At 61.9% G+C, this 26,950-nt stretch carries 31 protein-coding genes; 13 read left to right on the forward strand and 18 right to left on the reverse strand.

Annotated features, from left to right (window positions below):
• Positions 1-134 precede the first annotated feature (134 nt).
• Together HBO09_RS06410 and HBO09_RS06415 are read left to right on the forward strand one after the other, a co-directional pair.
• Positions 135-740: a TetR/AcrR family transcriptional regulator gene (locus tag HBO09_RS06410; protein ID WP_029292641.1), complete on the forward strand. Its 606-nt coding sequence runs from the start codon at positions 135-137 to the stop codon at positions 738-740.
• Positions 741-950: 210 nt separating this feature from the next.
• Positions 951-1,409 carry a transposase gene (locus HBO09_RS06415; protein ID WP_169994358.1) on the forward strand — a complete coding sequence of 153 codons (459 nt, stop codon included), beginning with the start codon at positions 951-953 and terminating at the stop codon, positions 1,407-1,409.
• 102 nt (positions 1,410-1,511) lie between these two features.
• Here the strand turns inward: HBO09_RS06415 and HBO09_RS06420 are convergent, their stop codons facing one another.
• Entirely contained in the window at positions 1,512-1,952 is a 441-nt protein-coding gene (locus tag HBO09_RS06420; protein ID WP_038447058.1) for a heme-binding protein, read from the reverse strand.
• Between the two features lie 268 nt (positions 1,953-2,220).
• Between HBO09_RS06420 and gcl the strand changes: the two genes are divergently transcribed.
• From gcl to HBO09_RS06465, 9 genes are all read left to right on the forward strand, one after another.
• Complete coding sequence (gene gcl, locus HBO09_RS06425) at positions 2,221-3,996, forward strand: glyoxylate carboligase (RefSeq protein ID WP_057438849.1); 1,776 nt, start codon at positions 2,221-2,223, stop codon at positions 3,994-3,996.
• Positions 3,997-4,006: 10 nt separating this feature from the next.
• Positions 4,007-4,789: a hydroxypyruvate isomerase gene (hyi, locus tag HBO09_RS06430; RefSeq protein WP_169994360.1), complete on the forward strand. Its 783-nt coding sequence runs from the start codon at positions 4,007-4,009 to the stop codon at positions 4,787-4,789.
• Between the two features lie 173 nt (positions 4,790-4,962).
• A complete protein-coding gene (locus tag HBO09_RS06435) occupies positions 4,963-5,853 on the forward strand; it encodes a 2-hydroxy-3-oxopropionate reductase (protein WP_169994362.1) in 891 nt (296 codons plus the stop codon).
• A gap of 177 nt (positions 5,854-6,030) precedes the next feature.
• A complete protein-coding gene (locus HBO09_RS06440; RefSeq protein WP_169994364.1) occupies positions 6,031-7,311 on the forward strand; it encodes a glycerate kinase in 1,281 nt (426 codons plus the stop codon).
• Complete coding sequence (gene pyk, locus HBO09_RS06445; protein ID WP_169994366.1) at positions 7,301-8,716, forward strand: pyruvate kinase; 1,416 nt, start codon at positions 7,301-7,303, stop codon at positions 8,714-8,716. The genes HBO09_RS06440 and pyk overlap by 11 nt, the downstream gene beginning before the upstream one ends.
• Positions 8,717-8,843: 127 nt before the next feature.
• The gene (locus HBO09_RS06450) at positions 8,844-9,719 is read left to right on the forward strand and encodes an urea transporter (protein WP_169994368.1); all 876 of its coding nucleotides are present in this window, start codon (positions 8,844-8,846) and stop codon (positions 9,717-9,719) included.
• 31 nt (positions 9,720-9,750) lie between these two features.
• Positions 9,751-10,575 carry an ion transporter gene (locus tag HBO09_RS06455; RefSeq protein ID WP_169994370.1) on the forward strand — a complete coding sequence of 275 codons (825 nt, stop codon included), beginning with the start codon at positions 9,751-9,753 and terminating at the stop codon, positions 10,573-10,575.
• Between the two features lie 93 nt (positions 10,576-10,668).
• Positions 10,669-11,673 (forward strand): sulfate ABC transporter substrate-binding protein, encoded by a 1,005-nt coding sequence (locus tag HBO09_RS06460; protein ID WP_169994372.1) that lies wholly within the window; start codon positions 10,669-10,671, stop codon positions 11,671-11,673.
• A 245-nt stretch (positions 11,674-11,918) separates the two neighbouring features.
• Positions 11,919-13,115 carry an MFS transporter gene (locus tag HBO09_RS06465; protein ID WP_169994374.1) on the forward strand — a complete coding sequence of 399 codons (1,197 nt, stop codon included), beginning with the start codon at positions 11,919-11,921 and terminating at the stop codon, positions 13,113-13,115.
• Between the two features lie 20 nt (positions 13,116-13,135).
• On the opposite strand, the gene HBO09_RS28810 is transcribed toward HBO09_RS06465, so the two are convergent.
• From HBO09_RS28810 to ccmA, 16 genes are all read right to left on the reverse strand, one after another.
• Positions 13,136-13,546, reverse strand: a complete 411-nt coding sequence (locus HBO09_RS28810; RefSeq protein WP_262381187.1) for a M10 family metallopeptidase C-terminal domain-containing protein — start codon at positions 13,544-13,546, stop codon at positions 13,136-13,138.
• Positions 13,543-14,607, reverse strand: a complete 1,065-nt coding sequence (locus tag HBO09_RS06470; RefSeq protein ID WP_262381184.1) for a M10 family metallopeptidase C-terminal domain-containing protein — start codon at positions 14,605-14,607, stop codon at positions 13,543-13,545. The genes HBO09_RS28810 and HBO09_RS06470 overlap by 4 nt, the downstream gene beginning before the upstream one ends.
• 336 nt (positions 14,608-14,943) lie before the next feature.
• Positions 14,944-15,348, reverse strand: coding sequence for a type II toxin-antitoxin system HicB family antitoxin (locus HBO09_RS06475; protein WP_169994377.1), 405 nt, complete (start codon positions 15,346-15,348; stop codon positions 14,944-14,946).
• A 23-nt stretch (positions 15,349-15,371) separates the two neighbouring features.
• Positions 15,372-15,560 carry a type II toxin-antitoxin system HicA family toxin gene (locus HBO09_RS06480; protein ID WP_169994379.1) on the reverse strand — a complete coding sequence of 63 codons (189 nt, stop codon included), beginning with the start codon at positions 15,558-15,560 and terminating at the stop codon, positions 15,372-15,374.
• 121 nt (positions 15,561-15,681) lie between these two features.
• On the reverse strand, positions 15,682-16,431 hold the full coding sequence (gene phnP / locus HBO09_RS06485; protein ID WP_169994381.1) for a phosphonate metabolism protein PhnP: 750 nt from the start codon (positions 16,429-16,431) through the stop codon (positions 15,682-15,684).
• A complete protein-coding gene (gene phnN / locus HBO09_RS06490) occupies positions 16,422-16,988 on the reverse strand; it encodes a phosphonate metabolism protein/1,5-bisphosphokinase (PRPP-forming) PhnN (RefSeq protein ID WP_169994384.1) in 567 nt (188 codons plus the stop codon). The genes phnP and phnN overlap by 10 nt, the downstream gene beginning before the upstream one ends.
• A 322-nt stretch (positions 16,989-17,310) precedes the next feature.
• On the reverse strand, positions 17,311-17,706 hold the full coding sequence (locus tag HBO09_RS06495) for a hypothetical protein (RefSeq protein ID WP_029292605.1): 396 nt from the start codon (positions 17,704-17,706) through the stop codon (positions 17,311-17,313).
• 16 nt (positions 17,707-17,722) lie between these two features.
• On the reverse strand, positions 17,723-18,916 hold the full coding sequence (gene ccmI / locus HBO09_RS06500) for a c-type cytochrome biogenesis protein CcmI (protein WP_169994386.1): 1,194 nt from the start codon (positions 18,914-18,916) through the stop codon (positions 17,723-17,725).
• A complete protein-coding gene (locus HBO09_RS06505) occupies positions 18,909-19,382 on the reverse strand; it encodes a cytochrome c-type biogenesis protein (protein WP_169955964.1) in 474 nt (157 codons plus the stop codon). The genes ccmI and HBO09_RS06505 overlap by 8 nt, the downstream gene beginning before the upstream one ends.
• The gene (locus tag HBO09_RS06510; RefSeq protein WP_029292599.1) at positions 19,379-19,915 is read right to left on the reverse strand and encodes a DsbE family thiol:disulfide interchange protein; all 537 of its coding nucleotides are present in this window, start codon (positions 19,913-19,915) and stop codon (positions 19,379-19,381) included. Before HBO09_RS06510 ends, HBO09_RS06505 begins: the two co-directional genes overlap by 4 nt.
• Complete coding sequence (locus HBO09_RS06515) at positions 19,912-21,900, reverse strand: heme lyase CcmF/NrfE family subunit (protein WP_169994388.1); 1,989 nt, start codon at positions 21,898-21,900, stop codon at positions 19,912-19,914. The genes HBO09_RS06510 and HBO09_RS06515 overlap by 4 nt, the downstream gene beginning before the upstream one ends.
• A gap of 3 nt (positions 21,901-21,903) precedes the next feature.
• Positions 21,904-22,359: a cytochrome c maturation protein CcmE gene (ccmE, locus tag HBO09_RS06520; protein ID WP_104911854.1), complete on the reverse strand. Its 456-nt coding sequence runs from the start codon at positions 22,357-22,359 to the stop codon at positions 21,904-21,906.
• A complete protein-coding gene (gene ccmD / locus HBO09_RS06525; RefSeq protein WP_029292593.1) occupies positions 22,356-22,532 on the reverse strand; it encodes a heme exporter protein CcmD in 177 nt (58 codons plus the stop codon). The genes ccmE and ccmD overlap by 4 nt, the downstream gene beginning before the upstream one ends.
• Positions 22,529-23,284: a heme ABC transporter permease gene (locus HBO09_RS06530; RefSeq protein WP_057958958.1), complete on the reverse strand. Its 756-nt coding sequence runs from the start codon at positions 23,282-23,284 to the stop codon at positions 22,529-22,531. The genes ccmD and HBO09_RS06530 overlap by 4 nt, the downstream gene beginning before the upstream one ends.
• 85 nt (positions 23,285-23,369) lie before the next feature.
• Entirely contained in the window at positions 23,370-24,038 is a 669-nt protein-coding gene (gene ccmB / locus HBO09_RS06535) for a heme exporter protein CcmB (RefSeq protein ID WP_029292588.1), read from the reverse strand.
• Complete coding sequence (ccmA, locus tag HBO09_RS06540; protein WP_029292586.1) at positions 24,035-24,670, reverse strand: cytochrome c biogenesis heme-transporting ATPase CcmA; 636 nt, start codon at positions 24,668-24,670, stop codon at positions 24,035-24,037. Before ccmA ends, ccmB begins: the two co-directional genes overlap by 4 nt.
• A gap of 196 nt (positions 24,671-24,866) precedes the next feature.
• Here ccmA and HBO09_RS06545 point away from each other — a divergent pair, with 196 nt between their 5' ends.
• Together HBO09_RS06545 and HBO09_RS06550 are read left to right on the forward strand one after the other, a co-directional pair.
• Positions 24,867-26,444 (forward strand): flagellar hook-length control protein FliK, encoded by a 1,578-nt coding sequence (locus HBO09_RS06545; protein WP_169994390.1) that lies wholly within the window; start codon positions 24,867-24,869, stop codon positions 26,442-26,444.
• Entirely contained in the window at positions 26,441-26,770 is a 330-nt protein-coding gene (locus tag HBO09_RS06550) for an EscU/YscU/HrcU family type III secretion system export apparatus switch protein (protein WP_057958955.1), read from the forward strand. Before HBO09_RS06545 ends, HBO09_RS06550 begins: the two co-directional genes overlap by 4 nt.
• 97 nt (positions 26,771-26,867) lie before the next feature.
• Here the strand turns inward: HBO09_RS06550 and HBO09_RS06555 are convergent.
• Positions 26,868-26,950 (reverse strand): DUF2802 domain-containing protein (locus HBO09_RS06555; protein ID WP_170060856.1); only part of this gene is annotated, 83 nt, incomplete at its 5' end.

Raw genomic sequence — 26,950 nt, forward strand, 5'->3', positions numbered from 1 at the left:
GAATCGGGCGTCCTTAATGTGGGATGTTTCGCAGCATAGCGTGCTACAAGACGTCGCGGGCACATTCTTGAGACACGCGGATCGCCGGTGCTACCATGCGCAACCGCCTGTCCTGGCAAGGAATCATCTGGTCTATGAGCACCATTCGCGAGCGCAACAAAGAACTGATCCTGCGGGCTGCCAGCGAGGAGTTTGCCGACAAGGGCTTCGCCGCGACCAAAACCAGTGACATCGCCGCCAAGGCCGGGCTACCCAAGCCCAACGTCTACTACTACTTCAAGTCCAAGGACAACCTCTACCGCGAGGTGCTCGAAAGCATCATCGAGCCGATCCTGGCTGCCTCCACCCCCTTCAACCCGGACGGCGACCCCAAGCAGGTATTGAGCGGCTATATCCGCTCGAAAATCAGCATCTCCCGCGACCTGCCGTTTGCCTCGAAAGTGTTCGCCAGCGAAATCATGCACGGCGCCCCCCACCTGAGCCCCGAGCAGGTGCAGCAGCTCAACGCCCAGGCCAAACACAATATCGATTGCATCCAGAGCTGGGTCGATCGCGGCCTGATCGCCGCTATTGACCCTCATCACCTGATGTTCAGCATCTGGGCAGCGACCCAGACCTATGCCGACTTCGACTGGCAGATCTCAGCGGTGACCGGCAAGGCCAAGCTGGATGAGGCCGATTATGAGGCGGCGGCGCAGACGATTATTCGGTTGGTACTTAAAGGGTGTGAACCGGACTGAAACACCGCGGTGTGGCCAAGATTCGCGGGCAAGCCCGCTCCCACACTAGATTTGTGCCAGACACAAAATGTATGAACAACAAAGATCCCATGTGGGAGCGGGCTTGCTCGCGAAAGCGCCCTCCCAGACACATCCTGCCAAAAGCCCGCCCGTCAGCCTCAAACTCCCCGATCTAGCCTCTCAAGACATCATCTGAAGAGAGGCAACGGAATGCCTGATCGAGCCACCTCACACCGCCTACGCATCGGACGGATCAGCGAACCCAACAATATCTACCTGATTACCACCAACACCCACGAACGTGTGCCGATCTTCAGCGACTTCTACCTGGGCCGCCTGGTGGTCTGGCAGTTCAGGCTCGCCCAGTATCAAGGGCTGGCACACTCTCTGGCCTGGGTGGTGATGCCCGACCATTTCCACTGGCTGATCGAGCTGCAAAAAGGCTCCCTGGGCGACTTGGTATGCCAGGTCAAATCCAAAAGCACTCGATCGGTCAATGGCGCCACTGGCCGCAAAGGAAGGCTCTGGCAAACCAGCTTTCATGACCATGCGCTTCGCAAGGAAGAAGACCTGGTGAAAGTGGCCAGGTATGTGGTGGCCAATCCATTGAGGGCGGGATTGGTGGAGAGAGTTGGCGACTATCCGCTGTGGGATGCGGTTTGGGTATAGATTCAGACCGAGTCGCCGCTTTCGCGAGCAAGCCCGCTCCCACATTTTGACCGTGTTCACAGGTCAAAACTCGCGAAAGCGGGCCTCCCTGTCACTACAACCTCAAGCCGACACCCCCGCATCCGCCAGCAACCCCACCCCTTCAATCGCCGTAATCGCGCACTGCTCATCAATATCCGACGTGTCCCCACTGATCCCGATCGCCCCCAGCACCACGCCCGCCGGGTCCCGGATCAACACCCCACCCGGTGCCGGCACGACACCGCCCTGCCCCAGGCTGTTCAAGGCAGCAATAAACGCCGGCCGTTGCTGGGCATCCAAGGCCAACAAGCGCGAGCCCTTGCCCAGGGCTATCGCGCCCCAGGCCTTGCCGATGGCGATTTGGGGGCGCAGCAGGCTGGCGCCGTCTTCCCGTTGCAGGGTGATCAGGTGCCCGCCGCTGTCGAGCACCGCGATGGTCAGCGGTGCAGCGGCAATGGTGCGGCCTGCGGTGATGGCCTGGCTGACCAGGTTGACTGCGACTTTCAAGGTTAGAGCGCTCATGGGTGCCGTCCTTATCTTGTTATTGAGAAAGCCTTGGGGCTCTGATTGATCAGAAGCCGGATACAACAAATAGAACACAATAGATTTATTTTTTGTATACAATATTTCGAAACATACGCACCACACTTCGAAATACTCCCGCTAAAAAGCCTTCCGACGAATGCACAGGCTCTGGAACAAAATGGATTGACCTGCGCTGCTCGCCGTGAATACACTTTGAAGCAACACCACTTGTATACAATTACAAAACGCAAGAGGCACCAAAACCATGAGCAAAATGAGAGCAATCGAAGCCGCTGTCCTGGTGATGCGCCGTGAGGGTGTAGACACCGCCTTCGGTATCCCAGGCGCCGCGATCAACCCGTTGTATTCGGCCCTGCAAAAGGTCGGCGGCATCGATCACGTCCTTGCTCGCCACGTGGAAGGCGCTTCGCACATGGCCGAGGGGTACACCCGCACCAAGGCCGGCAATATCGGCGTGTGCATCGGCACTTCGGGCCCGGCGGGCACGGACATGGTCACCGGCCTGTACAGCGCCTCGGCCGATTCAATCCCGATCCTGTGCATCACCGGGCAAGCGCCTCGCGCCCGGATGCACAAGGAAGATTTCCAGGCCGTGGATATCACCAGCATCGTCAAGCCAGTGACCAAGTGGGCAACCACCGTGCTGGAACCTGGCCAGGTGCCGTATGCGTTCCAGAAAGCCTTCTATGAAATGCGCTCCGGCCGCCCCGGCCCGGTGCTGATCGACTTGCCATTCGATGTACAGATGGCTGAGATCGAGTTCGACATCGACGCCTACCAGCCACTGCCATTGGCCAAGCCACTGGCCACGCGCATCCAGGTCGAGAAAGCCCTGGCCATGCTCGACCAGGCCGAGCGCCCGCTGCTGGTCAGCGGTGGCGGCGTGATCAATGCCGACGCCAGCGAACTGCTGGTGGAGTTCGCCGAGCTGACGGGTATCCCGGTGATCCCGACCCTGATGGGCTGGGGCACCATCCCCGACGACCACCCGCTGATGGTGGGCATGGTCGGCCTGCAAACCTCGCACCGCTACGGCAACGCGACGATGCTCAAGTCGGACGTGGTCCTGGGCGTCGGCAACCGCTGGGCCAACCGCCACACCGGTTCGGTGGAGGTGTACACCGAGGGTCGCAAATTCATTCACGTTGACATCGAGCCGACGCAAATCGGCCGTGTGTTCACCCCGGACCTTGGCATCGTGTCCGACGCCGGTGCCGCGCTGACGATGTTTATTGAAGTGGCCCGCGAGTGGAAAGCCGCCGGCAAGCTCAAGGACCGCAGCGCCTGGCTGCATGATTGCCAGCAGCGCAAAGCCACCCTGCACCGCAAGACGCACTTCGACAACGTACCGGTCAAGCCGCAACGGGTGTACGAAGAGATGAACCAGGTGTTCGGTAAAGATACCTGCTACGTCAGCACCATCGGCCTGTCGCAGATTGCCGGCGCGCAGTTCCTGCACGTCTACAAGCCACGCCACTGGATCAACTGTGGCCAGGCCGGCCCACTGGGTTGGACCATCCCCGCCGCACTGGGCGTGGTCAAGGCCGACCCGAGCCGCAAGGTGGTGGCACTGTCGGGCGACTATGACTTCCAGTTCATGATCGAAGAGCTGGCCGTGGGCGCGCAGTTCAAGCTGCCTTACATCCACGTGGTGGTGAACAACTCGTACCTGGGGCTGATCCGCCAGGCCCAGCGCGGTTTTGAAATGGACTACTGCGTGCAGTTGTCTTTCGATAACCTCAATGCCCCGGAACTCAACGGTTATGGCGTCGACCACGTCGCCGTCGCCGAAGGCCTGGGTTGCAAGGCCCTGCGTGTGTTCGAACCGGGCCAGATCCAGCCAGCGCTGCGCAAGGCCCAGGAAATGATCGAAGAGTTCAAGGTGCCGGTGATTGTCGAGATTATTCTGGAGCGCGTGACCAATATTTCCATGGGCACCGAGATCAACGCCGTCAACGAATTCGAAGATCTGGCACTGGTGGGCAACGACGCACCGACTGCCATTTCATTGCTCGATTAAGGAGAACCCCATGCCGCGTTTTGCCGCCAACCTGTCCATGCTGTTTACCGAACAGGACTTTCTCGCCCGCTTCAAAGCCGCCGCCGACGCCGGCTTCAGTGGGGTGGAATACCTGTTCCCCTACGACTTCAGCTCTGCGCAAATCAAGGCACAACTCGACGCCCACGGTTTGACCCAAGTGCTGTTCAACCTGCCGGCCGGCGACTGGGCCAGCGGCGAGCGCGGCCTGGCCTGCCACCCCGACCGGGTCGAGGAATTCCGCGCGGGGGTCAACCTGGCCATCGCCTATGCCCAGGTGCTGGGCAATACCCAGATCAACTGCCTGGCGGGGATTCGCCCTGCCGGCGTGGATGACGCCACCCTGGAAAAAACCTTTGTCGCCAACCTCAAGTACGCGGCCGACAAGCTGCAAGCAGTGGGCATCAAGCTGGTGATGGAAGCGATCAACACCCGCGACATTCCCGGCTTCTACCTCAACAACACGGCGCAGGCCCTGGCGATTCGCGAACAGGTGGGCAGCGCCAACCTGTTCCTGCAATACGACATCTACCACATGCAAATCATGGAAGGTGACCTGGCCCGCACCATGGCGACGCACCTGGATCAGATCAACCATATCCAGCTGGCCGACAACCCAGGACGCAACGAGCCGGGCACGGGCGAGATCAACTATCGCTTCCTGTTCGAGCACCTGGACCGCATCGGGTATCAGGGTTGGGTGGGCTGCGAGTACAAGCCGTTGACCACGACCGAAGCCGGTCTTGGCTGGCTCAAGACCCATAACGCGATCTGACCAACACACACACAACCCAACTGTGGGAGCGGGCTTGCTCGCGAAGGTCTGACATTCAACATTTTTGTCGACTGATCTACCGCAATCGCGAGCAAGCCCGCTCCCACATTTAGATCGCCTGGGTCTGGTAGACCGGGCCAGGCTCGCACAGAGAATAAAAAGAGGATTTGATCATGGCTAAAATCGGCTTTATCGGCACCGGCATCATGGGCCAACCCATGGCCGCGAACCTGCAGAAAGCAGGTCACCAACTGTTCCTGTCCGAGCACCATGGCAAGGCACCCGCCGAGCTGATCGCCGCCGGTGCCGTGGCCCTGGCCAACCCGCAGCAAGTGGCCCAGGAAGCAGAGTTCATCATCGTCATGGTGCCTGACACCCCTCAGGTCGATGACGTGTTGTTCCGCGCCGACGGTGTGGCCGCAGGCCTGTCGCCGAACAAGGTAGTGATCGACATGAGTTCGATCTCGCCCACCGCTACCAAGGCCTTTGCCGCCAAGATCAACGCCACCGGCGCGCAGTACCTCGACGCCCCGGTATCGGGCGGCGAAGTCGGCGCCAAGGCCGCCACCCTGAGCATCATGGTCGGTGGCGAACCGCAGACCTTCGAACGTGCCCTGCCACTGTTCCAGAGCATGGGCAAGAACATCACCCTGGTGGGTGGCAATGGCGATGGCCAGACCGCCAAGGTAGCGAACCAGATCATCGTCGCCCTGAACATCCAGGCCGTGGCCGAAGCGCTGCTGTTCGCCGCGAAAAACGGTGCGGACCCGGCCAAGGTTCGCGAAGCGCTGATGGGTGGCTTTGCCTCGTCGAAGATCCTCGAAGTGCATGGCGAGCGGATGATCAAGGGCACCTTCGACCCGGGCTTCCGTATCAACCTGCACCAGAAGGACTTGAACCTGGCCCTGGCCGGTGCCAAGGAACTGGGGATCAACCTGCCCAACACCGCCTCGACCCAGCAAGTGTTCAGCACCTGCACCGCGATTGGCGGCGGCAACTGGGACCATTCGGCGCTGATCAAGGGGCTGGAGCATATGGCGAATTTCTCGATTCGCGATAAGTAAGCCCGCCTGCGATCCACCTTTGGAATGGGATCAAAATGTGGGAGCGGGCTTGGTCGCGATAGCGGTGTTCCAGTCAGCATGGATGTTGAATGTAAGACCATCGCGAGCAAGCCCGCTCCCACATTTTGATCCGGTTCCAAGTTTCAAATCCAATAACAAGAATCCGGGAGCCCGCTTATGTCGGTCGATCCGCAACACCTGCTTCGCGAGCTGTTTGCCACAGCCATCGACGCTGCCCACCCCCGGCAAGTCCTCGAACCCTATCTACCCGCCGACCGCAGCGGCCGCGTGATTGTGATCGGCGCAGGCAAAGCCGCCGCCGCCATGGCCCTGGTGGTCGAAAACAGCTGGCAAGGTGAAGTCCACGGCCTGGTAGTCACCCGCTACGGCCACGGCGCGCCCTGCCAGAAGATCGAAGTGGTCGAAGCCGCGCACCCAGTGCCCGATGCCGCTGGCCAGGCCGTGGCCAAGCGCGTGTTGGAGTTGATCAGCAATCTGAACGAAGACGACCGCGTGATCTTCCTCTTGTCCGGCGGTGGTTCCGCCCTGCTGGCCTTGCCCGCAGCAGGGATTACCCTGGCCGACAAACAGACCATCAACAAAGCCCTGCTCAAATCCGGCGCCACCATCGGCGAGATGAATTGCGTGCGCAAGCACCTCTCGGCGATCAAGGGCGGGCGGTTGGCCAAGGCGTCCTGGCCCGCCACCGTCTACACCTACGCGATTTCCGATGTACCGGGCGATCAGGCCACGGTGATTGCCTCCGGCCCGACGGTTGGCGACCCGAGCACCTCGCAACAGGCCCTGGCAATTCTCAAGCGTTACAAGATCCAAGTGCCGGCCTCGGTGCGCAGTTGGTTGCAAAGCCCTGAGTCGGAGACCGTCAAGCCTGGCGATCCGTGCCTTGCGCGCAGCCATTTCCAGTTGATCGCACGGCCGCAGCAATCTCTCGAAGCGGTAGCGGTGAAAGTGCGCCAGGCCGGTTTCAGCCCGCTGATCCTCGGCGACCTGGAAGGCGAAGCGCGGGACGTGGCCAAGGTCCACGCCGGCATCACCCGGCAGATCATCCAACACGGCCAGCCACTGGCGGCGCCGTGCGTGATCCTGTCCGGCGGCGAGACCACCGTGACCGTGCGCGGCAATGGCCGTGGCGGACGCAACGCCGAGTTCCTGCTGAGCCTGACCGACAGCCTCAAGGGCCTGCCCGGCGTGTACGCCCTGGCCGGTGACACCGACGGCATCGACGGTTCCGAAGACAACGCCGGGGCGATCATGACCCCAACCACCTACGCCCGCGCCGAGGCCCTGGGCCTGTCGGCCAGCGACGAGTTGGACAACAACAATGGCTACGGTTATTTCGCCGCGCTCGACGCGTTGATCGTCACCGAGCCGACCCGCACCAACGTCAACGACTTCCGTGCCATTTTGATACTTGAGACTGCTGCCCATGACGCCTGACAAGAAGGTCAAAATCCTCGCCACCCTGGGGCCGGCCACCGACGGTATCGATGACATCCGCGAACTGGTGCAGGCCGGGGTGAATATCTTCCGCCTGAACTTCAGCCATGGCGATCACGCCGACCATGCCCAGCGCTACCAGTGGATCCGCCAGGTCGAGCGCCAGCTCAACTACCCGCTGGGGATCCTGATGGACCTGCAGGGGCCCAAATTGCGCGTCGGGCGTTTCGCCGAGGGCAAGGTGCAACTGGTGCGTGGCCAAGCGTTGCGCCTGGACCTCGACCCCACACCGGGCGACCAGCGCCGGGTCAACCTGCCCCATCCAGAAATCATCAAGGCCCTGGAGCCGGGCATGGATCTGCTGCTGGACGACGGCAAGCTGCGCCTGCGGGTGATTACCAAACATGCCGATGCGATCGACACCACGGTATTGAACGGCGGCGAACTGTCCGATCGTAAAGGGGTGAATGTCCCACAAGCCTTGTTGGAACTCAGCCCACTGACCGCCAAGGACCGCCGCGACCTGAGCTTCGGCCTGGAACTGGGCGTGGACTGGGTGGCGCTGTCGTTTGTGCAGCGTCCCGAAGACATCCGCGAAGCCCGCGAGCTGATCGGCGACAAGGCGTTCTTGATGGCGAAGATCGAGAAACCCTCGGCGGTGCGCTACCTGCAGGAAATCGCCGAGCTGAGCGATGCGATCATGGTCGCCAGAGGGGATCTGGGCGTGGAAGTGCCGGCCGAGAGCGTGCCGCAAATCCAGAAAGACATCATCAGCACCTGCCGCCAGTTGGGCAAGCCGGTGGTGGTGGCCACGCAGATGCTCGAGTCCATGCGTTTCTCGCCGGCACCCACCCGCGCCGAAGTCACGGACGTGGCCAATGCCGTGGCCGAGGGCACCGATGCGGTGATGCTGTCGGCCGAAACCGCCTCCGGCGAGTACCCACTGGAAGCGGTGCAGATGATGAGCAAGATCATTCGCCAGGTGGAGAACGGCCCGGATTACCAGACCCAGTTGGATGTAAGCCGACCCAAGGCCGATGCCACGGTGTCGGATGCCATCAGCTGCGCAATCCGCCGGATCAGCAGCATCTTGCCGGTGGCGGTGCTGGTGAACTACAGCGAGTCGGGTAGCTCCAGTCTGCGGGCGGCGCGGGAACGGCCGGCGGTGCCGATCCTCAACCTCACGCCGAACCTGTCCACCGCCCGGCGCCTGAGCGTGGCCTGGGGCGTGCATTCGGTGGTCAATGATCGGTTGCGGCAGGTGGACGAGGTGTGCTCCACGGCACTGGAAATCGCCCAGGCCCAGGGCATGGCACAGCGTGGGGATACGTTGCTGATCACCGCGGGGGTGCCCTTTGGGCAGCCGGGGTCGACCAACTCGCTGCGTATCGAGACCCTACTGTAGGAGCGAGCTTGTCTCCGGGCGGCGTTGCGACGAAAAACCTGAGAGCGACGCGTTCATTCAGAAAGCACGCGTCATCGTTAACGACCTTCGCGAGCAAGCTCGCTCCTACAGGGGAGCGACCACCACCATGCCCAACCCAACCTGCCCCGACTGGGCCGAAGCCCTGCTCAACGGCTTCAGCCAGATATTCCTGCAGCGCCACCCACTGTGTGGCCTGCTGTGCCTGCTGGCGATTCTCACCTGCGCTCCGGCCCTGCTCGGCGGTGCGCTGCTGGGCGGGGTCGCCGGCTTGCTCACCGCCCAGCGCCGCGACTATCCCAAGGCCGAGCGCCAGGCCGGGCTCTATAGCTATAACGGTGTGTTGCTGGGGTTGCTGATCAGCCAGCACTTTGCCTGGTCGGCGCTGGTACCGCCGCTGATCCTGGCGTGCGGTGGCCTGAGTGCGATCCTGACCCGGCAATGGGTCAAGCGCATGGTCCATGGCGATGACCTGCCCGCCTATACCGCGCCCTTCGTCGCCATCGGCTGGTTGCTGCTCGGCACGGTCTCACCGACCGCGCTGCCGGTCAGCACACCGGACACCCTCGCCTGGCTCAGCGCTCCGCTGCTCGGCCTGGGGCAGATCGTGCTGCTGGATCAACCGCTGGCCGGTCTACTGATCGCCGTTGGCCTGCTGCTGGCCAGCCCTCGCGCAGCGCTGTGGGCGATGCTCGGTGCCAGCAGCGGCGTGGCACTCGGCCTGCTGCTCGACGACCCCGCCGGCGCCCTGCTCGGCCTGCATAGCTATAACCCCGCGCTTGCCGCCCTGGCCCTCAGCCAGTACCGGCGCCAACCCTGGCTGCCAGTGCTCGGCATCCTCCTGGCAAGCCTGCTCGCCCCAGGTTTTGCCGGCCTGCACCTGGCACCGCTGACAGCGCCGTTTATCCTTGCCTGCTGGCTGGTGCGCGCAACGCTGCGCCTGCGGCACAGGGCCAACATGGACAGCCCGTTCGAATCCCCCTAGGCTTCGCAGATCTTCGATTCAGGCGGACTTCATGGACAGCAACAACGACTGGCGCCAGCGGCTTTACGTCATGGTATTCCAGAGCGACACAGCGGCCGGGCGGCGTTTTGACGGCATCCTGTTACTGATCATCCTCGCAAGCATAGTGATCGTGATGCTCGACAGCATCGACCAGGTCCACCAGAACTACGCCAATGTGCTGGCCTATATCGAGTGGGGCTTCACGCTGATCTTCGCCATCGAATACGGCCTGCGCCTGTATTGCTCGCCCAAGCCGTTGCGCTATGCCTTCAGTTTCTATGGGCTGGTGGACTTGCTGGCCATCGTCCCCGGCATCCTTGCTCTGTACTACAGCGACGCGCAGTACCTGCTGATTATCCGCATCATCCGCATGTTGCGGATCTTCCGCGTGCTCAAGCTCAGCCCGTACCTCAAGCAAGCCAACTACCTGATGTCGGCACTGCGCGGCAGCAAGCAGAAGATCGTGGTGTTCCTGGTCAGCGTCTGCACCCTGGTGACGGTGTTCGGCACCCTGATGTACGTGATTGAAGGCCCGGAGCATGGTTTTACCAGCATCCCCAAAGGCATCTACTGGGCTATCGTGACCCTGACCACTGTGGGCTTTGGCGACATCGTGCCCAAGACCCCGCTGGGCCAAGTGATCTCATCGTTGGTGATGATCACCGGTTACTCGATCATCGCCGTGCCCACCGGGATTTTCACCGCCGAGCTGGCCAACGCCATGCGAGGCGAGCAACTGCAACACGATTGCCCGGTGTGCAAGAAAAACACCCACGAACCCAACGCGGCCTTCTGTTCACGCTGTGGCAACGGGCTCTATCAGAAAGTGGAATAAGCAAAGTTCTTTTTAATCTTTAAGCGTCTATGCAGCCCCGGCTATAGTCGTGGGCTATAAGCCACTACCTTCTCGAACAACAAGGAATGAGCAGTGAAAAAACTCGTTAGCGCTTCTCTCCTGGCCGCTGGCCTTGCCCTGTCTATCGGCGCCCAGGCCGCCTCGACCACCCTGCTCAACGTCTCCTATGACGTGATGCGCGACTTCTACAAGGATTACAACGCCGCGTTCCAGAAGCACTGGCAAGCCGAGCACCCGGACGACAAGTTGACCTTGCAGATGTCCTTCGGCGGTTCCAGCAAACAGGCGCGTTCGGTCATCGACGGCCTGCCGGCTGACGTCATCACCATGAACATGGCCACCGATATCAACGCCCTGGCGGACAACGGCAAACTGGTGCCGGACAACTGGGTCACCCGCCTGCCGAACAACAGTGCGCCGTTCACTTCCGCCACCGTGTTTATCGTGCGCAAGGGCAACCCCAAGGCCCTGAAAGACTGGCCGGATCTGCTCAAGGATGGTGTGCAGGTGATCGTGCCCAACCCCAAGACTTCCGGTAACGGTCGCTATACCTACCTGTCGGCCTGGGGCTACGTGCTGAAGAACGGCGGCGATGAAAACAAGGCCAAGGATTTTGTCGGCAAGCTGTTCAAGCAGGCACCGGTGCTCGATACCGGTGGCCGTGCCGCAACGACGACGTTCATGACCAACCAGATCGGCGACGTGCTGGTGACTTTTGAAAACGAAGCAGAAATGATTGCCCGTGAATTCGGCCGCGATCAGTTCGAAGTGATCTACCCAAGCGTCTCTGCCGAAGCCGAGCCACCGGTGTCGGTGGTCGACAAAGTCGTCGAGAAGAAAGGCACCCGTGCGGTGGCCGAGGACTACCTGAAGTACCTGTGGTCGGCAGAAGGCCAGGAAATTGCAGCCAACAACTACCTGCGTCCACGGGACCCGAAGGTGCTGGCCAAGTACACCGACCGCTTCCCGAAAGTCGACTTCCTGTCGGTGGAGAAGACCTTTGGTGACTGGCGCACCGTGCAAAAGACTCACTTCAATGATGGCGGGGTGTTCGACCAGATCTACAACGGCCAATAACTGAATGTGAGAGCGGGCTTGTGTGGGAGCGGGCTTGCTCGCGAATGCGGTGGGTCAGACAAATAGTTTTTGACTGATACACCCCATTCGCGAGCAAGCCCGCTCCCACATAAGCCCGCTCCCACATTGGCTTGGGCGCAATGCATCAATGCCAGGCATGACTGAAATCATCAGTAACACTTTACCCCCTCATTCGCCTACCCTTTACTCTTCACGTCCCCCTTCCCCGCTTTAACGAGAACACCATGATCGCTACCCCACCCGCGACCACCACCCTGACCCGTGGCATGGTGCTGCTGTTCGCGTTCTGCTGCGGCGCTATCGTTGCCAATATCTACTACGCACAACCGATCATTGAACTGATCGCCCCGGATATCGGCCTGACACCCGCCATGGCCAGCCTGATCGTGTCCCTGACCCAGATCGGTTATGCCCTGGGCCTGTTCTTCCTGGTGCCACTGGGCGACCTGTTGGAAAACCGCCGGCTGATGATCACCACCACCGTGGTCGCCATCGCCAGCCTGCTGGGTGCGGCCTTCGCCGAGCAGCCGAACCTGTTCCTGCTGGTGTCGTTGCTGATCGGCTTCAGCTCGGTATCGGTGCAGATCCTGATCCCCCTCGCCGCGCACCTGGCGCCCGCCGAATCCCGTGGCCGGGTGGTGGGCAGCATCATGGGCGGCCTGTTGCTGGGCATCCTGCTGGCACGGCCAGTGTCCAGCCTGGTGGCTGACCACTTCGGCTGGCGGGCGATGTTCATGGCCGCTGCGGCGATGATGGCCCTGATCAGCGTGGTACTGCTGTTGACCGTGCCCAAGCGCCAGCCCGATCACAGCGCCAGTTACGGCCAGTTGCTGAGCTCGCTGGGCACTCTGCTGCGCGAGCAACCGTTGCTGCGTCAGCGGGCGTTCTACCAGGGCTGTATGTTTGCCGCCTTCAGCCTGTTCTGGACCGCCGTCCCCGTGGAGCTGTCGCGTAACCACGGCCTGAGCCAGAGCGAAATTGCCCTGTTTGCCCTGGTCGGTGCCCTGGGCGCCATTGCCGCCCCCATCAGCGGGCGCCTGGCCGATGCCGGCCATACCCAGCGCGCCTCGCTACTGGCGATGCTGTTTGCCGCGCTGAGTTTTCTGCCGGCGTTTATCCACCCGATCTACAGCGTGATTGGCCTGGCGGTGACCGGCGTGGTCCTGGACTTCTGCGTGCAGATGAACATGGTCCTCGGCCAGCGCGCTATCTATGCCCTCGACGCCAGCAGCCGCAGCCGCTTGAACGCGCTGTACATGACCAGCATCTTTATCGGCGGTGCCTTTGGCTCGGCGATTGCCAGCAGCGTGTATGAACATGGCGGCTGGCTTGGAGTGGTCGTAGTCGGCAGCCTGTTCCCGCTGGTGGCCCTGGTGCGGTTCCTGAGAGTGTCCAGGGTCGCCTCGCCAGTGAGCGCCTGATATTGGCCAACGCCTAGCGTTTACCTGTGCCCCGCCTGGCTTCTCTCCAACAGGCGCAAGAGCCCCTGCATCATCATGAGAGCGGTCTGCAGCATACTCGTCAGCGATGCGAGTAGAGAGGGAGAGGGAGCCGGTGCCGGTGCCGGTGCCGGTGCCGGTGCCGGTGCCGGTGATGGTTTTGGCGCCTGCGCACTCGTCACTACATCGCTTGCTTGAATCTTGCCCACGGTGTTCACCAGCAAGTCAGGTTGGCCGTTTCCACTCATGTCGATAGCCAGGCTGCCACGCCCTGTACGCGCATCGTGGCTCAGCACTGCACTACCGGGTCGCCCACTGAATTGACTGGAGAAGTTGAGGTCCTTGATCCCGGCCTCTCGCAAGGCGCCGGATACATCGATCTTGTCGACACCACTGGTGAAATCCTCGATCAGATCTGGGTTCTTCGGCGTGGACTCGCTGGCTTTGTCATAGACAAATGTGTCAGCGCCGCCTCCCCCTTCAGCCTGTCTTGCCCCCCTCCTCCCTTCAAACGATTGTCCGCATTGTTCCCCGTCAGCACGTCACTGCCTGAACCACCGATGGCATTTTCCAGTGTCACGCCCTTGGCGATGGAAACATTACCTTTCATTCCCCCAACGTCCGAGAAGGATTGCTCATTGAGATTAATGTTCTGGTTCTGCGAATACCCGGAAAAATCCAACGTATCGTTCCCACCACCGTCCCACACACAAAATACGGCTGAATCAGCAGCGCTCTTGAGGCTCAGCACCTCACGCCCGGTGTTGGAATTGAAGCCATAGGTCGTGTCAGTGTTGCGGGTAGCGTGGTTGGCACCGTAAAGGCTCTGGACCGCCGCGATGTCGTACATCATGGGCGCCGAGGGCCCCTTGTTTTTGAAGTCGTGACCAGCGTTCTCGCGTTCAGACCAATAACTCATGACGGTGCCAGCCTTTGTATCCTGCGCAAATTTGGCACTGTTCACGTACGATCCGCCGCCGTTGTAATCACCGGGATGTGAAAGCCCAAGACAATGGCCGATCTCGTGAATCATCGTGGTGTGAAAATGGCTCCCAAGCTTTGGGTCATTTGACACGCCTTTGGTGCCGATCAGCGCACTCGTCTTGGCGTTTTGCGCTCCAGATCGCCATGCCACGCCCCTGTCCATGTGATTGGCGCCAGATACATGAATAGAACCGTCAGCCTTTTGGGCATTCTCATGAAAACTGATATCGGCCACGTCTTGCCAAGCCTGCATCGCCCGGCGGGCACAGGTTTTTTGCTGCTCGGTGAAACCACTCAAGCTGAAAGAAACCTGGGTCTTGCCATCCTTATCCCGATCATGAAAGCGCGTCCCCTCTCGCGTAAGGTACTGGGCGGCCTGATCAGTACTGATAGAGCGTTTCCCGCGAGCGGAAAACTGCTCCTTGGCCGCTCCATACAGTTCTGGCGAGCGGCAACCAGGCTGGGTAGCCGCGTTGTTGATTTGACTCATGGTGATCTCCGAATCGATTGATGGCTGGGGTAACAGGTTTCCAATGCGTCAACTTTCATCGCAGAAAGCTGCATCGGTCACCGTCATCCGCGCCTAATCTTTCATGCAGGAAATCACCCCGCCACCCGCGCTTTGCGTCTGATTGAAACGCGTTGGCCTGCCGTCTGGTTTGCTGACAAAACACATGGATTCTTACAAAACCTGCGGGTTAATCAGTCTCGATAATTCATGTTCAAGTCGCTGACAGCCATAAAAAAACGTAAAAAGGCAGAGAGTTTTCTAAGCCAAATCGTCAGCAGTTCAAGAAACATCCGATCTACATTCCGCTGCGCACACCTAAGAACGCACCAACTTCTCCAGCGCCGCATCCGCCAGGAATGACGAGCGGCTCTTCACCTTGTGTTCGCGTACATACCGGTCAATGCGCTGGATCACATAGCCTGGCAATGTCACATTGACCTTCTCGGTCTTGCCCAGATAAGGCGAGATATCGAGCTCCAGCATGCCCCAGCCCATGCCCGCGTATTCGTCGTTGCCGTGGTGCGCCGCGACCGAGGTCGGCATGGGAATCGCCCGGCCTTCACTCGCCATCTCCTGCAGCATGATGTGCGCCACTTCGACCGCTGCGTTGTACGCCTCTTCAAAACTGTCCCCGGCGGTCACTGCACCAGGAATGTCGGGGATCTGGATACCGGTGGCGGTAAAGTCATCGCCCCATTCGATACAGATTGGGTATTGCATGAATATTCTCCTGAAAAACCGCTCTAGAACGAAAACAGCCCGGCGCGCTGCCTGATACTTCGTACGGTGCCCAAGGGCAGGTCCTTCTTGGGATGGGGCACCGGTATCGTGTGCGGGTTATAGCGATGAGTGAAAATATGATGGCTGCCCGTGACCCGATCCAGCACCCAGCCCGCCGCTTGCAGTTCCTTGATCAATAGCCTGCTTTGCACCACAGCCTCCTTGCTCCGGCCCGAATAAAAATAACCCCAGAGTTATCTTTACTCAAGCACAGATTTATCGAGGCTGACTGGCGGTTGTTTTGCCGGATATTGAAAAGCCGCAGGCCTTGGGTTAAAGCACCCGCCCATCCCAGCCCACCGTCACATGCCCCGGCAGCTCAGCGCGATGCTGCATCAGCCAGGCATCCAACGTGTGCCCGACGTGGGTCAACACGCCAAGCTCGGCGCCGCACGCGTCGATGCAGTGCAGGGCCAATGTCAGGTCATTGTGATTGCGCGGCGCCTGGGGTTGGGGTGGCATGGAGCAGTCGATGACCATTACGTCCAGGGGCTCGCGCCGCAACCAGGCAATGGTCGCCGGCGGCAGGCCCGTGGTGTCGGTCAGATAGGCCAGGCGCCGCCCCTGCCCTTGCAGCAGATAACCGAACGTCAGCTTGGAATGTTGCAGAGGCAACGCGGTGACCGCCAACTCGCCAAACTGCCGAGTCTCGAACTCGGCAAAGGGCTGGCTGAAATCAAGGATGCCGGGGTGTTTGTACAGGTCCGACAGGCCTTCGGGGTCTGCCGGGCCATGCACGGGAATGATCAGGCCCTGGCCCCAGCGCAGATGCAACAGGCCCTGGGCATGATCGGCGTGGTAGTGGGTCTGCAGAATGCCGTTGAGGCTGCGTGGCGCGAAGCGCTCGGTCAGGTCTGTCAGCCCGCTGTCGATCAACCAGCGCTGGTCGCCGCACTCGATCAGCGCGCTGCACTCGCGGCGGCGCAAGCGTTCATCACTGCGCGCCAGGGCACAGGCGGCGCATTCGCAGCCATACACCGGGACTTGGCGGGCATCGCCGGTGCCCAGCAGGGTCAGGCGCATGCCGAGTGCCCCGCGTCCAGACAAGCGAGCAACTGGGCGACGGTGTGCGCCAACGGCCCGGAGTTATCCAGCAGGAACACCCCCGGCGCGGCCTTCAGGCTATCGCTGAACTGTGCGTTACGGGCCAGGCGTGCGTCGATTTCTGCCACCGACTCACGGCCCCGCGCCAGCAAGCGTTGGCGCAACACCGCCTGATCCACCGTCAGCAGCACCACCAACAGCGTCGGATAACGCGCACGGGTTTGCGCCAAATGCCCACGGGAGCCATTGACCAGCACATCGTCGCCGGCCGCCAGCCAGTCGTCGATCTGCCGTGGAATGCCATAAGACAAACCATTGGCATGCCAACTCAGAGCAAAGCCGCCCTTGGCTTGCAGTGCCGCGAATTGCGTGGGGCTTACGCCCTGGGCGGCCTCGCCCACCGCTTCGGCCGAACGGGTGATGACCCGCCGCACAATGCGGCAGCCGCGCTCGGCCAATGGCGCACGCGCGGCCTCCAACAGGCTGTCCTTGCCCGAACCCGATGGCCCGATGAGATAGATCAACCTGCCCGCCATCAAAACACCCTCTTGGCTTGTCGCCCGACTTGTTGGACTACCGGCAGCCCGCCCGGCGCTGGCCACATTACCCGAGTGGGCACCACCACGCACCAGCAGCTATGAAGATTTTAGCGTGTGCAATGCACTGTAGGAGCTGGCTTGCCAGCGAAGGCCCTCAACGATGACGCGGGTCATCAGGATGACCGCGGCGCCTGGGGGGGGTTCGCTGGCAAGCCAGCGCCTACAGGAGAGGGGCGATGGCAGCGATGTTTGATCGGCGTTGATGGGCCGCCGGTGTGCCAGGCGGGCAAGAAAAAGGCGACCCGAAGGTCGCCTTTTGTTATTTCGCGTACTGCTTGCTCAACCCCGGCGGTACACCCTGCACATTTGTCTCTTCCCATGGCCCGTTCGGGCTGATGGAGCGGCTCCAGCCGTTGCTCCAGCGGTAGTAGGTGCGCTGGCGGTAGAAGGTGTCCGGTTGCTCGTCCAGCACGTAGACCTGCATCTTGCCGTCCCAATGGCTGGCAGCGCCGGGAGGCGGGGCGAAGGTCGGGGATTTGCTCGGTAAGGGTTTGGGCGGGGCGATGACCGGGCCGCTGGGTTTACTGCTGGGCTGGGTCGACGGGCCCGACGGTGGAATGGTCGGGCCCGTAGGGGCTGGTGGTGGCCGATGAACCGCGCAAGCGCTCAAGCCCAATACCAGGCTGAGCAGAGTGATACGAGCGATGGCGGTCATGGGCGTTTCCTCGAAATTATTGATCCGGACTGTCGATGGTCAACTGCTGGGTCGCCGTGGTGCTGCTGGCCAGGGGTTGACTGCGGCCGATCCACTCGCCGGCAGTTGGTTGACCGGCCCGTGAGATGCGCGCAACCAGTTGGACTTCGGCGAAGTTGGACAGTTTCAACTGCGGCATCATCGCGTCGGCATCGCCCAGTTCGACGGTCACCGGCAGGTCGGCCACGGTCACCCGCTTGGCCGCCAGTGGCGCCGGCGGGCCGGAAACGGCGCGGGCGAAGATGAAGACGCTGTCGGTCGGCAGCGCACGGGCTTTGACGTCGGCGGCGAGGTCCACCCGCACTTTCATCACGGCGCTCTTGACGATCGGGGCGACAACACCGCCACCTTCTTTCAACTTCTCGGCTGCACGGTCGATACCGCCTTGCAGCGCTGCGCGGGAGTTGTCCTGCTCCGGCAACAGGGCCAACAGGCGGTTCCAGTAGTCGATGGCTTCCTGGTAACGCTGGCCCTCAAAGGCGGCAATGCCCAGCAGGCCGAGGCTGGTGACTTCCTTCGGATCGAGCTTCAGCGCTTCGTCGGTCAAGGCCTGAAGCTGCGGCGACCACTGTTTATTGTTGGCAAAGTACTGCGCCTGGGCCCACTGCCCGAGCAATTCTGGCTGGCGACCGGCTAGGGCCACGGAGCGCTCGAAGACCTTGGCAGCGTCGGCTGAACGGTCCTGGGCCATGTAGGCGCGGCCCAGGAAGTACAAGCCTTCGGCCGAATCCGGTTGCGCCGCCGCTGCCCGTTCCAGGCGCTGGGTCATGTCGGCGAGGGATACCGGCGGCTCGGCGAATTCGCGGGTCAGTTCAACCTTGTCGATGGCGCCGTAATGCAGGTACAGCGCCAGGCCCAATACCGGCACCAGCACTGCGGCCAGCAGTGGCAGCGGTTTGCCCAGGCGCGATTCCCGGGGCTTTTCCACGCCTTCGGTATCGGCCAACAATTCACGGGCGGCTTCGGCGCGGCCAGTATCGAGTTGCGCCGCGTTGAGCACGCCTTCGCTTTGTTGGGTTTGCAGTTCGGCAACACGTTCCTGATACAGCGCGACGTTCAGCGCGGTGCGGTCTTCTTCACGCTGGGCGCGACGTACGCGCAACACCGGGATCAACAGGAAACTCAAGGCAACCAGGAGCAGCAGGCCAGCTGCGAGCCAGAAATCAATCATCAGTTTTTTTGTCCAGCAGTTGGTCGAGGCGTTGGCGCTCTTGGGCAGATAGCGCGTCGCTGCCATCGGTGGGAGCCGCACGGCGACGGCGGACGATCACGGCCATGACCACCAGGCCGCCCAGCAACAGGGCGGCGGGGCCAAACCAGAGCAAGGCGGTCTTGCCGGTCAGCGCCGGCTTGTAACGGACGAAATCACCGTAGCGATCAACCATGAAGTCGATGATCTGCTGGTTGTCCTTGCCCTCGCCCAACATGCGGAAAATCTCTTTGCGCAGGTCGGCGGCAATCGGCGCGTTGGAGTCGGCGATGTCCTGGTTCTGGCACTTGGGGCAGCGCAGCTCCTTGGTCAATTCGCGGAAACGCTCGCGGTCGCCATCCCGGGCGAATTCATAGGTATCGATGGCGGCATGGGCCACGCCCACCAGCCCCAGCGCCAATACAGCAGCGGTCAGCCAACGCTTCATGGCTTGGCCTCATCCACCAGGGCCTGGTACTTGGCCGCCAGTTGTTCACGCCAGACCACTTCGTCGATCACCCCCACGAACTTGTCGCGGATCACGCCCTTGGCGTCGATAAAGAAGGTTTCCGGGGCACCGTAGACGCCGAGGTTCAGGCCCAGGTTGCCATCTTCATCGCGCACGTCCAACTGGTATGGGTTGTGAAATTCCGCCAGCCACTTCAAGGCCGCCGCATTGTCGTCCTTGTAGTTGATGCCGTAGATCACCACGCCCTTCTCGGCCAGTTTGTTCAGCACTGGGTGCTCCACACGGCATGAGATGCACCAAGTGGCCCACACGTTGACCAGGGCCGGTTTGCCGATCAGATCGGCCTGGGTCAGGGTTTTGTCGCCCTGCACCGTCGGCAGCGAGAACGCCGGGAACGGCTTGCCGATCATCGCCGACGGCAGCTCGGCCGGGTCCAGGTACAGGCCGCGATACAAAAACACCGCGACCAGCAGAAACAGCGCCAGCGGCAATACCATCAACCAACGCTTCATACAGCGGCTCCTTGCAGGCCAAGGGCTTCACGCACCCGGCTCTTGACCTTGACTCGGTAACGCCGGTCCATCGCAGCCAGCAGGCCACCAAAACCGGTCAGCAGGCCGCCAAACCAGATCCAGCGCACAAACGGCTTGACGTGGACGCGCACCGCCCAGGCGCCATCGCCCAACGGTTCGCCCAGTGCCACATAGAGGTCACGGGTGAACCCGGCGTCGATCCCGGCTTCGGTCATCATCGAACTTTGTACGGTGTACAGGCGCTTTTCCGGGTGCAGCACGGCGATTTGCTTGCCGTTGCGCACCACGCGCACGGTGCCTTTGTCGGAGGTGAAGTTAGGCCCTTCAAAGTGCTTGGCACCTTCAAACACGAACTGGTATCCGGCCAGGTCCATGGACTCGCCAGGGGCCAGGCGCAGGTCGCGCTCGGCGCTGTTCTGGCTAGACAACACCACACCCAGAGCACACACGGCGATGCCGATGTGGGCGATCTGCATGCCCCAGTAGCTGCGGGTCAGGGTTGGCAGGCCTTTGATCAGGCCTTTGTGGCGGGTCTTGTCGAAGATATCGCGCACGCCGGCCAGCAGCACCCAGGCGGCGAGCATAAAGGTGGCAAGCACTGCCCAGTTGAAGTCGCCGTAGGCAATCCCGGCAATCACCGACAAGGCAGCACTGCCCAGCAGCACCGGGATCAGCATGCCCAGCAGCCATTTGACCGGGGTGTCTTTCCAGCGCACCAGCACGCCAATGGCCATCACCACCATCAACAGGCCCATCAACGGGATGAACAGCGCGTTGAAGTACGGCGGGCCGACCGACAGCTTGGCGCCGGTCAGGGCATCGAGTACCAGCGGATACAGGGTGCCCAGCAGGATCATCGAAGCGGCAACTATCAGCACCAAGTTGTTACCCAGCAGCAGAGTTTCCCGCGACCACAGGTTGAAGCCCACGTGGCTCTTGACCACCGGGGCACGCAGGGCGAACAGGGTCAGCGAGCCGCCCACCACGCAGAGCAGGAAGATCAGGATAAACACGCCGCGCTCAGGGTCGGCGGCGAATGCGTGCACTGAGGTCAGCACGCCGGAACGCACGAGGAACGTGCCCAGCAGGCTCAGGGAGAAGGCAGCAATGGCCAGCAACACGGTCCAGCTCTTGAACACGCCGCGTTTTTCAGTGACTGCCAGGGAGTGAATCAGCGCAGTGCCCACCAGCCAGGGCATGAAGGAGGCGTTTTCCACCGGGTCCCAGAACCACCAGCCGCCCCAGCCAAGTTCGTAGTAGGCCCACCACGAGCCCAGGGTGATGCCGATCCCCAGAAACGCCCAGGCGACGATGGTCCACGGCCGCGACCAGCGCGCCCAGGCGGCGTCAAGACGCCCGCCGAGCAAGGCGGCGATGGCAAAGGCGAAGGCCACGGAGAAGCCCACATAGCCCATGTACAGCATCGGCGGGTGGACGATCAGGCCGATATCCTGCAGCAACGGGTTGAGGTCGCGGCCGTCCACCGGAATCTGCGGCAGAATCCGCTCGAACGGGTTGGAGGTCATGATCAAGAACAGCAGGAAGCCAATGCTGATCATGCCCATCACCGCCAACACCCGCGCCAGCATCACTTGCGGCAACTGCCGGGAGAACACCGACACCGCAAAGGTCCAGCCACCGAGGATCAGGGCCCACAGCAGCAGGGAACCTTCGTGGGCACCCCAGACGGCGCTGAACTTGTAGTACCAGGGCAAGGCGCTGTTGGAGTTACTGGCCACATAGGCGACGGAAAAGTCGTCGGTCATAAAGGCATAGGTCAGGCAACCAAAGGCGAACGCCAGGAACGCGAACTGGCCCCAGGCGGCGGGTTGCGCCAGGCTCATCCACAGCCGGTCGCCACGCCAGGCGCCCAGCAGCGGCACGATGGCCTGGACGATGGCAAAGCACAGGGCGAGGATCATCGCCAATTGGCCCAACTCGGGGATAAACAATGTAGAGGTCATCGCTTAACCCTCCTTGGCTGGGGTTGGCGCGGATTGGCCGCTTTCTTTCAGGGCCTTGGTTACTTCCGGCGGCATGTATTTTTCATCGTGCTTGGCCAGCACTTCGTCGGCCACGACCACGCCCTGGGCGTTGATCTTGCCGAGGGCCACGATGCCCTGCCCTTCGCGGAACAGGTCCGGGAGGATGCCACGGTAGGTGATGGTCACAGATTTGTTGAAGTCGGTGACCACAAAGGTCACGTCCAGAGAGTCGCCGGAACGCTTCAGGGAACCGGCCTCGACCATGCCGCCGGCGCGGATCCGCGTGTCTTGCGGCGCTTCGCCATTGGCGATCTGGGTCGGGGTATAGAACAGATTGATGTTCTGCTGCAACGCGCTCAAGGCCAGGCCCACGGCAACGCCGACGCCCACCAGGATGGCAAGGATGATCAACAGACGCTTTCTACGCAGCGGATTCACTTATCGGTCTCCCGGCGCAGACGACGCGCCTCTTGTTGCAGGTAACGCTTGCGGGCCAGGATCGGCGCAACGACGTTGAGGGCCAGGACGGCCAGGCTGATGCCATAGGCGGTCCAGACGTACAGGCCGTGGTGGCCCATGGCGAGAAAATCACTGAAAGAGGCGAAACTCATCCACGGGCTCCCAGGCTGTTTTGCACTTCGACCTTGACCCAGCTGGCGCGGGCTTCACGCTTGAGCACTTCGAGGCGCATGCGCATCAGCAGCACCGCGCCGAAAAAGCAGTAGAAGCCCAGGACCATCAGCAGCAGCGGTGCCCACATTTCCACGGGCATCGCCGGTTTTTCGGTGAGGGTGAAGGTGGCGCCCTGGTGCAGGGTGTTCCACCACTCCACCGAGTACTTGATGATCGGGATGTTGATCACGCCGACAATCGCCAGCACCGCGCAGGCCTTGGCGGCGCTGTCACGATTGCTGATCGCGTTGCCCAGGGCAATCAGACCGAAGTACAGAAACAGCAGGATCAACATGGACGTTAGTCGCGCATCCCAGACCCACCACGAGCCCCAGGTCGGCTTGCCCCAGATCGCCCCGGTCAGCAATGCAACCGCCGTCATCCATGCTCCGATGGGCGCCGCGCATTGCAAGGCGACGTCGGCCAGCTTCATCTTCCACACCAGCCCGACGATGCCGCACACCGCCAGCATCACGTAGCAGGACTGGGCCAGCAGCGCGGCGGGAACATGGATATAGATAATGCGAAAGCTGTTGCCCTGCTGGTAGTCCGGTGGCGCGAAGGCCAGGCCCCAGACCAGGCCGATCCCGATCAGCAGGAAGGCGGCGACGGCGAGCCAGGGCAACATTTTGCCGCTGATGCCATAGAACCACTTGGGCGAGCCGAGCTTGTGAAACCAGGTCCAGTTCATTGCTGTTTCCATCACGGTTGCTTCTTGTCGTTGCAAGAAGCTTAGGGTCTTTACTGACTCAGTGAAAACACTGGATCAGACCTCATTATTCGCCGACGCTGATCTTCAGGCCGGCCGCTATAGCAAAGGGTGTCAGGGTTACCGCCAGGGCGGTCAGGCTGCCAAGCCACAAGAGGTAACCGGTCGCCGGCATCCCCATGAGCGCGGCCTGCAAGGCGCCGCTGCCCAGGATCAACACCGGGATATACAAAGGCAAAATCAGCAAGGCCAGCAACAGCCCCCCACGCTTGAGGCCTACGGTCAGTGCCGCACCGACGGCGCCCAGCAGGCTCAGCACCGGGGTGCCTAGCAACAACGAGGCCAGCAACACCGGCAGGCATTCGGAAGGCAGTCCCAACATCATCGCGAGCAGCGGCGCGAGCAGGACCAGCGCCAGGCCGGAGAAGGCCCAGTGTGCCAGTACCTTGGCCAATACCAGAAGAGGCAGGGGGTGCGACGAAAGGACCCACTGTTCAAGGGATCCATCTTCGAAATCACTGCGAAACAGCCCGTCCAGCGAGAGCAGGACGGACAAAAGTGCCGCTACCCACACCAGTCCCGGAGACAAGGTTTGCAACAGTTTAGTCTCGGGGCCGACCGCCAAAGGGAACAAGGCGATGACAATCGCAAAGAACACCAGCGGGTTGGCCAATTCAGCCGGGCGGCGACACAGCAAGCGCGCTTCGCGGGCGACCAACAGGGCAAACACACTCATACCGACCACCGCCCCAGATCCAGGTCACGGTAACCGGCGGGCATGCGGGTCAGGGTGTGATGGGTGGTGAGGACCACCATGCCGCCCTGCTCGCAGTGCCGGGCCAGATGTTCCTCAAGCTGGGCCACGCCCTGTTTGTCGAGGGCGGTGAAGGGTTCGTCGAGGATCCACAGCGGCGGGCCATCCAGGTACAGGCGGGCCAGGGCGACCCGGCGTTGCTGGCCGGCCGACAGGGTATGACAGGGAACATCTTCGAAGCCCTTCAGGCCCACGGCGGCCAGGGCCTGCCAGATCGACTCGCGTGTGGCCGGGTGATGCAGGGCGCTGAGCCAACTGAGGTTTTCCTCAGCCGTCAGCACATCCTTGATCCCGGCGGCGTGGCCAATCCACAGCAGATTGCGCGCCAGCTCCGTGCGTTGTTCGTGCAACGGTTTGCCGTTAAGGCGCACCTGCCCTGCCGTCGGTTGCATCAAACCGGCCAGCAAGCGCAGCAGGCTGGTCTTGCCGCTGCCGTTGGGTCCACTGATCTGCACCATATCGCCGCCCGCCAGACGCAGCTCGAGGTGTTCGAACAGCATTCGCAGGTCTCGCTCACAGGCAAGCGCAACGGCTTCAAGTAGTGGACTGGTCACAAGATCGCGGGCCTTTACGGTTCAAGTCGGCGGTGGAACGGCCGTTAAAGAGATGCACAATAACTGCATTGGCGGCCTGTTTTAGAGAGCTGGATCAATCAGTTGTGATGTTTTTGACCCGCTCTTTGAAGACGGGCGGCATTATACATGCGATGCCCTACTCTAAAGAGGCAATTTCCTTGAGACGGCGGCCACGATGACCGGTGACATCAACCTTCCGACCCTCCCCCCAGCCCCGGCCACCGGGCCCAGGCCTGCGCCTGCAGTGGGCGAACTGCTGAAACTGCTGGAGCCGCAGACAGGGTTGATCGACGCCGGCAAAACCGTGAACGCCGAGGTGCTGGCGCTCAAGCAAGGCGGTGAAGCCTTCCAGCTATTGCTCAAGCTGACCCTCGAAGGCGGCCGGCAAACCCTGGTGCAAGCCGCGAGCAACCAGCCGCTGCCCCTGGGCAGCAACGTCGCGGTGAGCCAGACGGCGTCGGGCGACCTGGCGATCAGCCTGCAACAGGCCCTCAGCGCCAATGTCGCCGCCCTGACCCGTATCGACACCCAGCAATTGCCGGTGGGCACCTTGCTGCAAGCCAAGGTGCTGACCTCGCAGATGCTGCCCCAGGGCGCTGGCCAGCCGGCGCTGTACCGCTCGCTGGTGTCGGTGCTCAACAACGCCTTGAGCGGCACCACCCTGACCCTGGAAAGCCCGCAGCCGCTGCGCGTCGGCAGCTTGCTCAGTGCCGTGGTACAGGGCGCGCAGACCCTGGATTTCGTGCCTCTGAGCGGGCTGCGCGATCAACTGGCAGTCAGTCAGCAACTGGCGACTCAGCAAAGCCGCCAGGGTTCGCTGGAAGGCCTGCTCAGCGCCCTGCAAAACCTGCCGCGCAATGCTGACCTGCCGGCGGATCTGCGCGCGGCGGTAGAACGGGTGCTGGCCGGTATGCCCGACCTGGCCCAAGTCAGTAACCCCAAGGTGCTGGCGCAATTGCTGCACAACAGCGGCGCGCTGCTGGAAGCCAAGTTGCTGGCCGGGCAAAACCCGTTGGTCCCGCCCCTCGACATGAAGGGCAGCCTGCTGCGCCTGGTGGCCGAGCTGATGCCCGCCCTGCCCGCCAGTACCAATCTCAATGCCATCCTGGCCGCCAATACCCTGGCGCAGATGCTGCCCAGTTTTGTCCGCAGCCCCTTGGGCACCCTCGGCCAGATAGGCGCCCGCAGCGCACCGGGCGGTTTCCCGCTGCCGGAGCGGCTGTTGCAGCGCCTGGAGGGTGAAAACAGCCTGGAAAACCTGCTGCGCCTGGCCGCCGGCGCTATCTCGCGTTTGCAAAGCCACCAATTGTCGAGCCTGGAACAGACCGGCACCACCGCCGATGGCCGCCTGCAAACCACCTGGCAGATGGAAATCCCCATGCGCACCCTGCAAGACATCGTGCCACTGCAGGTCAAGTTCCAGCGCGAAGAGCCTGCGCCGGACAAGGACGAGCCTGAACGCAAGATCGAGCGCGACGCCAAAAAGATGCTCTGGCGCGTGGAGCTGGCCTTCGACATGGAGCCCCTGGGCCCGTTGCAGATCCAGGCGCAACTGAGCGAAGGCAAACTCTCCAGCCAGTTGTGGGCCAGCCGCCCCTTCACCGCCAGCCTGATCGAAAGCCATCTGGGCAGCCTGCGCGAACGCCTGGTGGCCTCGGGGCTCAACGTCGGCGATCTCGACTGCCACCTCGGTACCCCGCCCCGCGGGCCAAAGACCGGCTTGGAACAACGCTGGGTGGATGAAACCGCATGAAAAACCCCAACCCACCGCGCCAGGCCATCGCCCTCAAATACGACGGCAAAGCGGCCCCCGCCCTGACCGCCAAAGGCGATGACGCCCTGGCCGAAGCCATTCTGAAGTTGGCGCGGGAGCACGAAGTACCGATTTATGAAAATGCCGAGCTGGTGAAATTGCTGGCGCGCATGGAACTGGGGGACAGCATTCCCGAAGAGTTGTACCGGACCATCGCCGAGATTATTGCGTTTGCCTGGACGCTGAAGGGCAAATTCCCGGCGGGGTATGACCCGAATGCCGAGCCAGTGGAGCGGGATGTGACGGCGCGCGGGGATGATTACTGACGTGTCGAGGGTGCACAGATCAACAAATGTGGACCTGGCCGTTGTGGCGAGCGGGCTTGCCCCAATAGCCCGCTCCCACATGGGAACTGCGGCAACTTCAGCTTTTGTGCAATTTACTCATCAACTGCGCCTCGGCCTGGGTCAGGCCGCAGGATTGGGTCAGTTCATCCACCGTGGCGC

Source organism: Pseudomonas sp. WS 5027 (assembly GCF_012985695.1).
GTDB classification, from domain to species: Bacteria; Pseudomonadota; Gammaproteobacteria; order Pseudomonadales; family Pseudomonadaceae; genus Aquipseudomonas; species Aquipseudomonas hygromyciniae.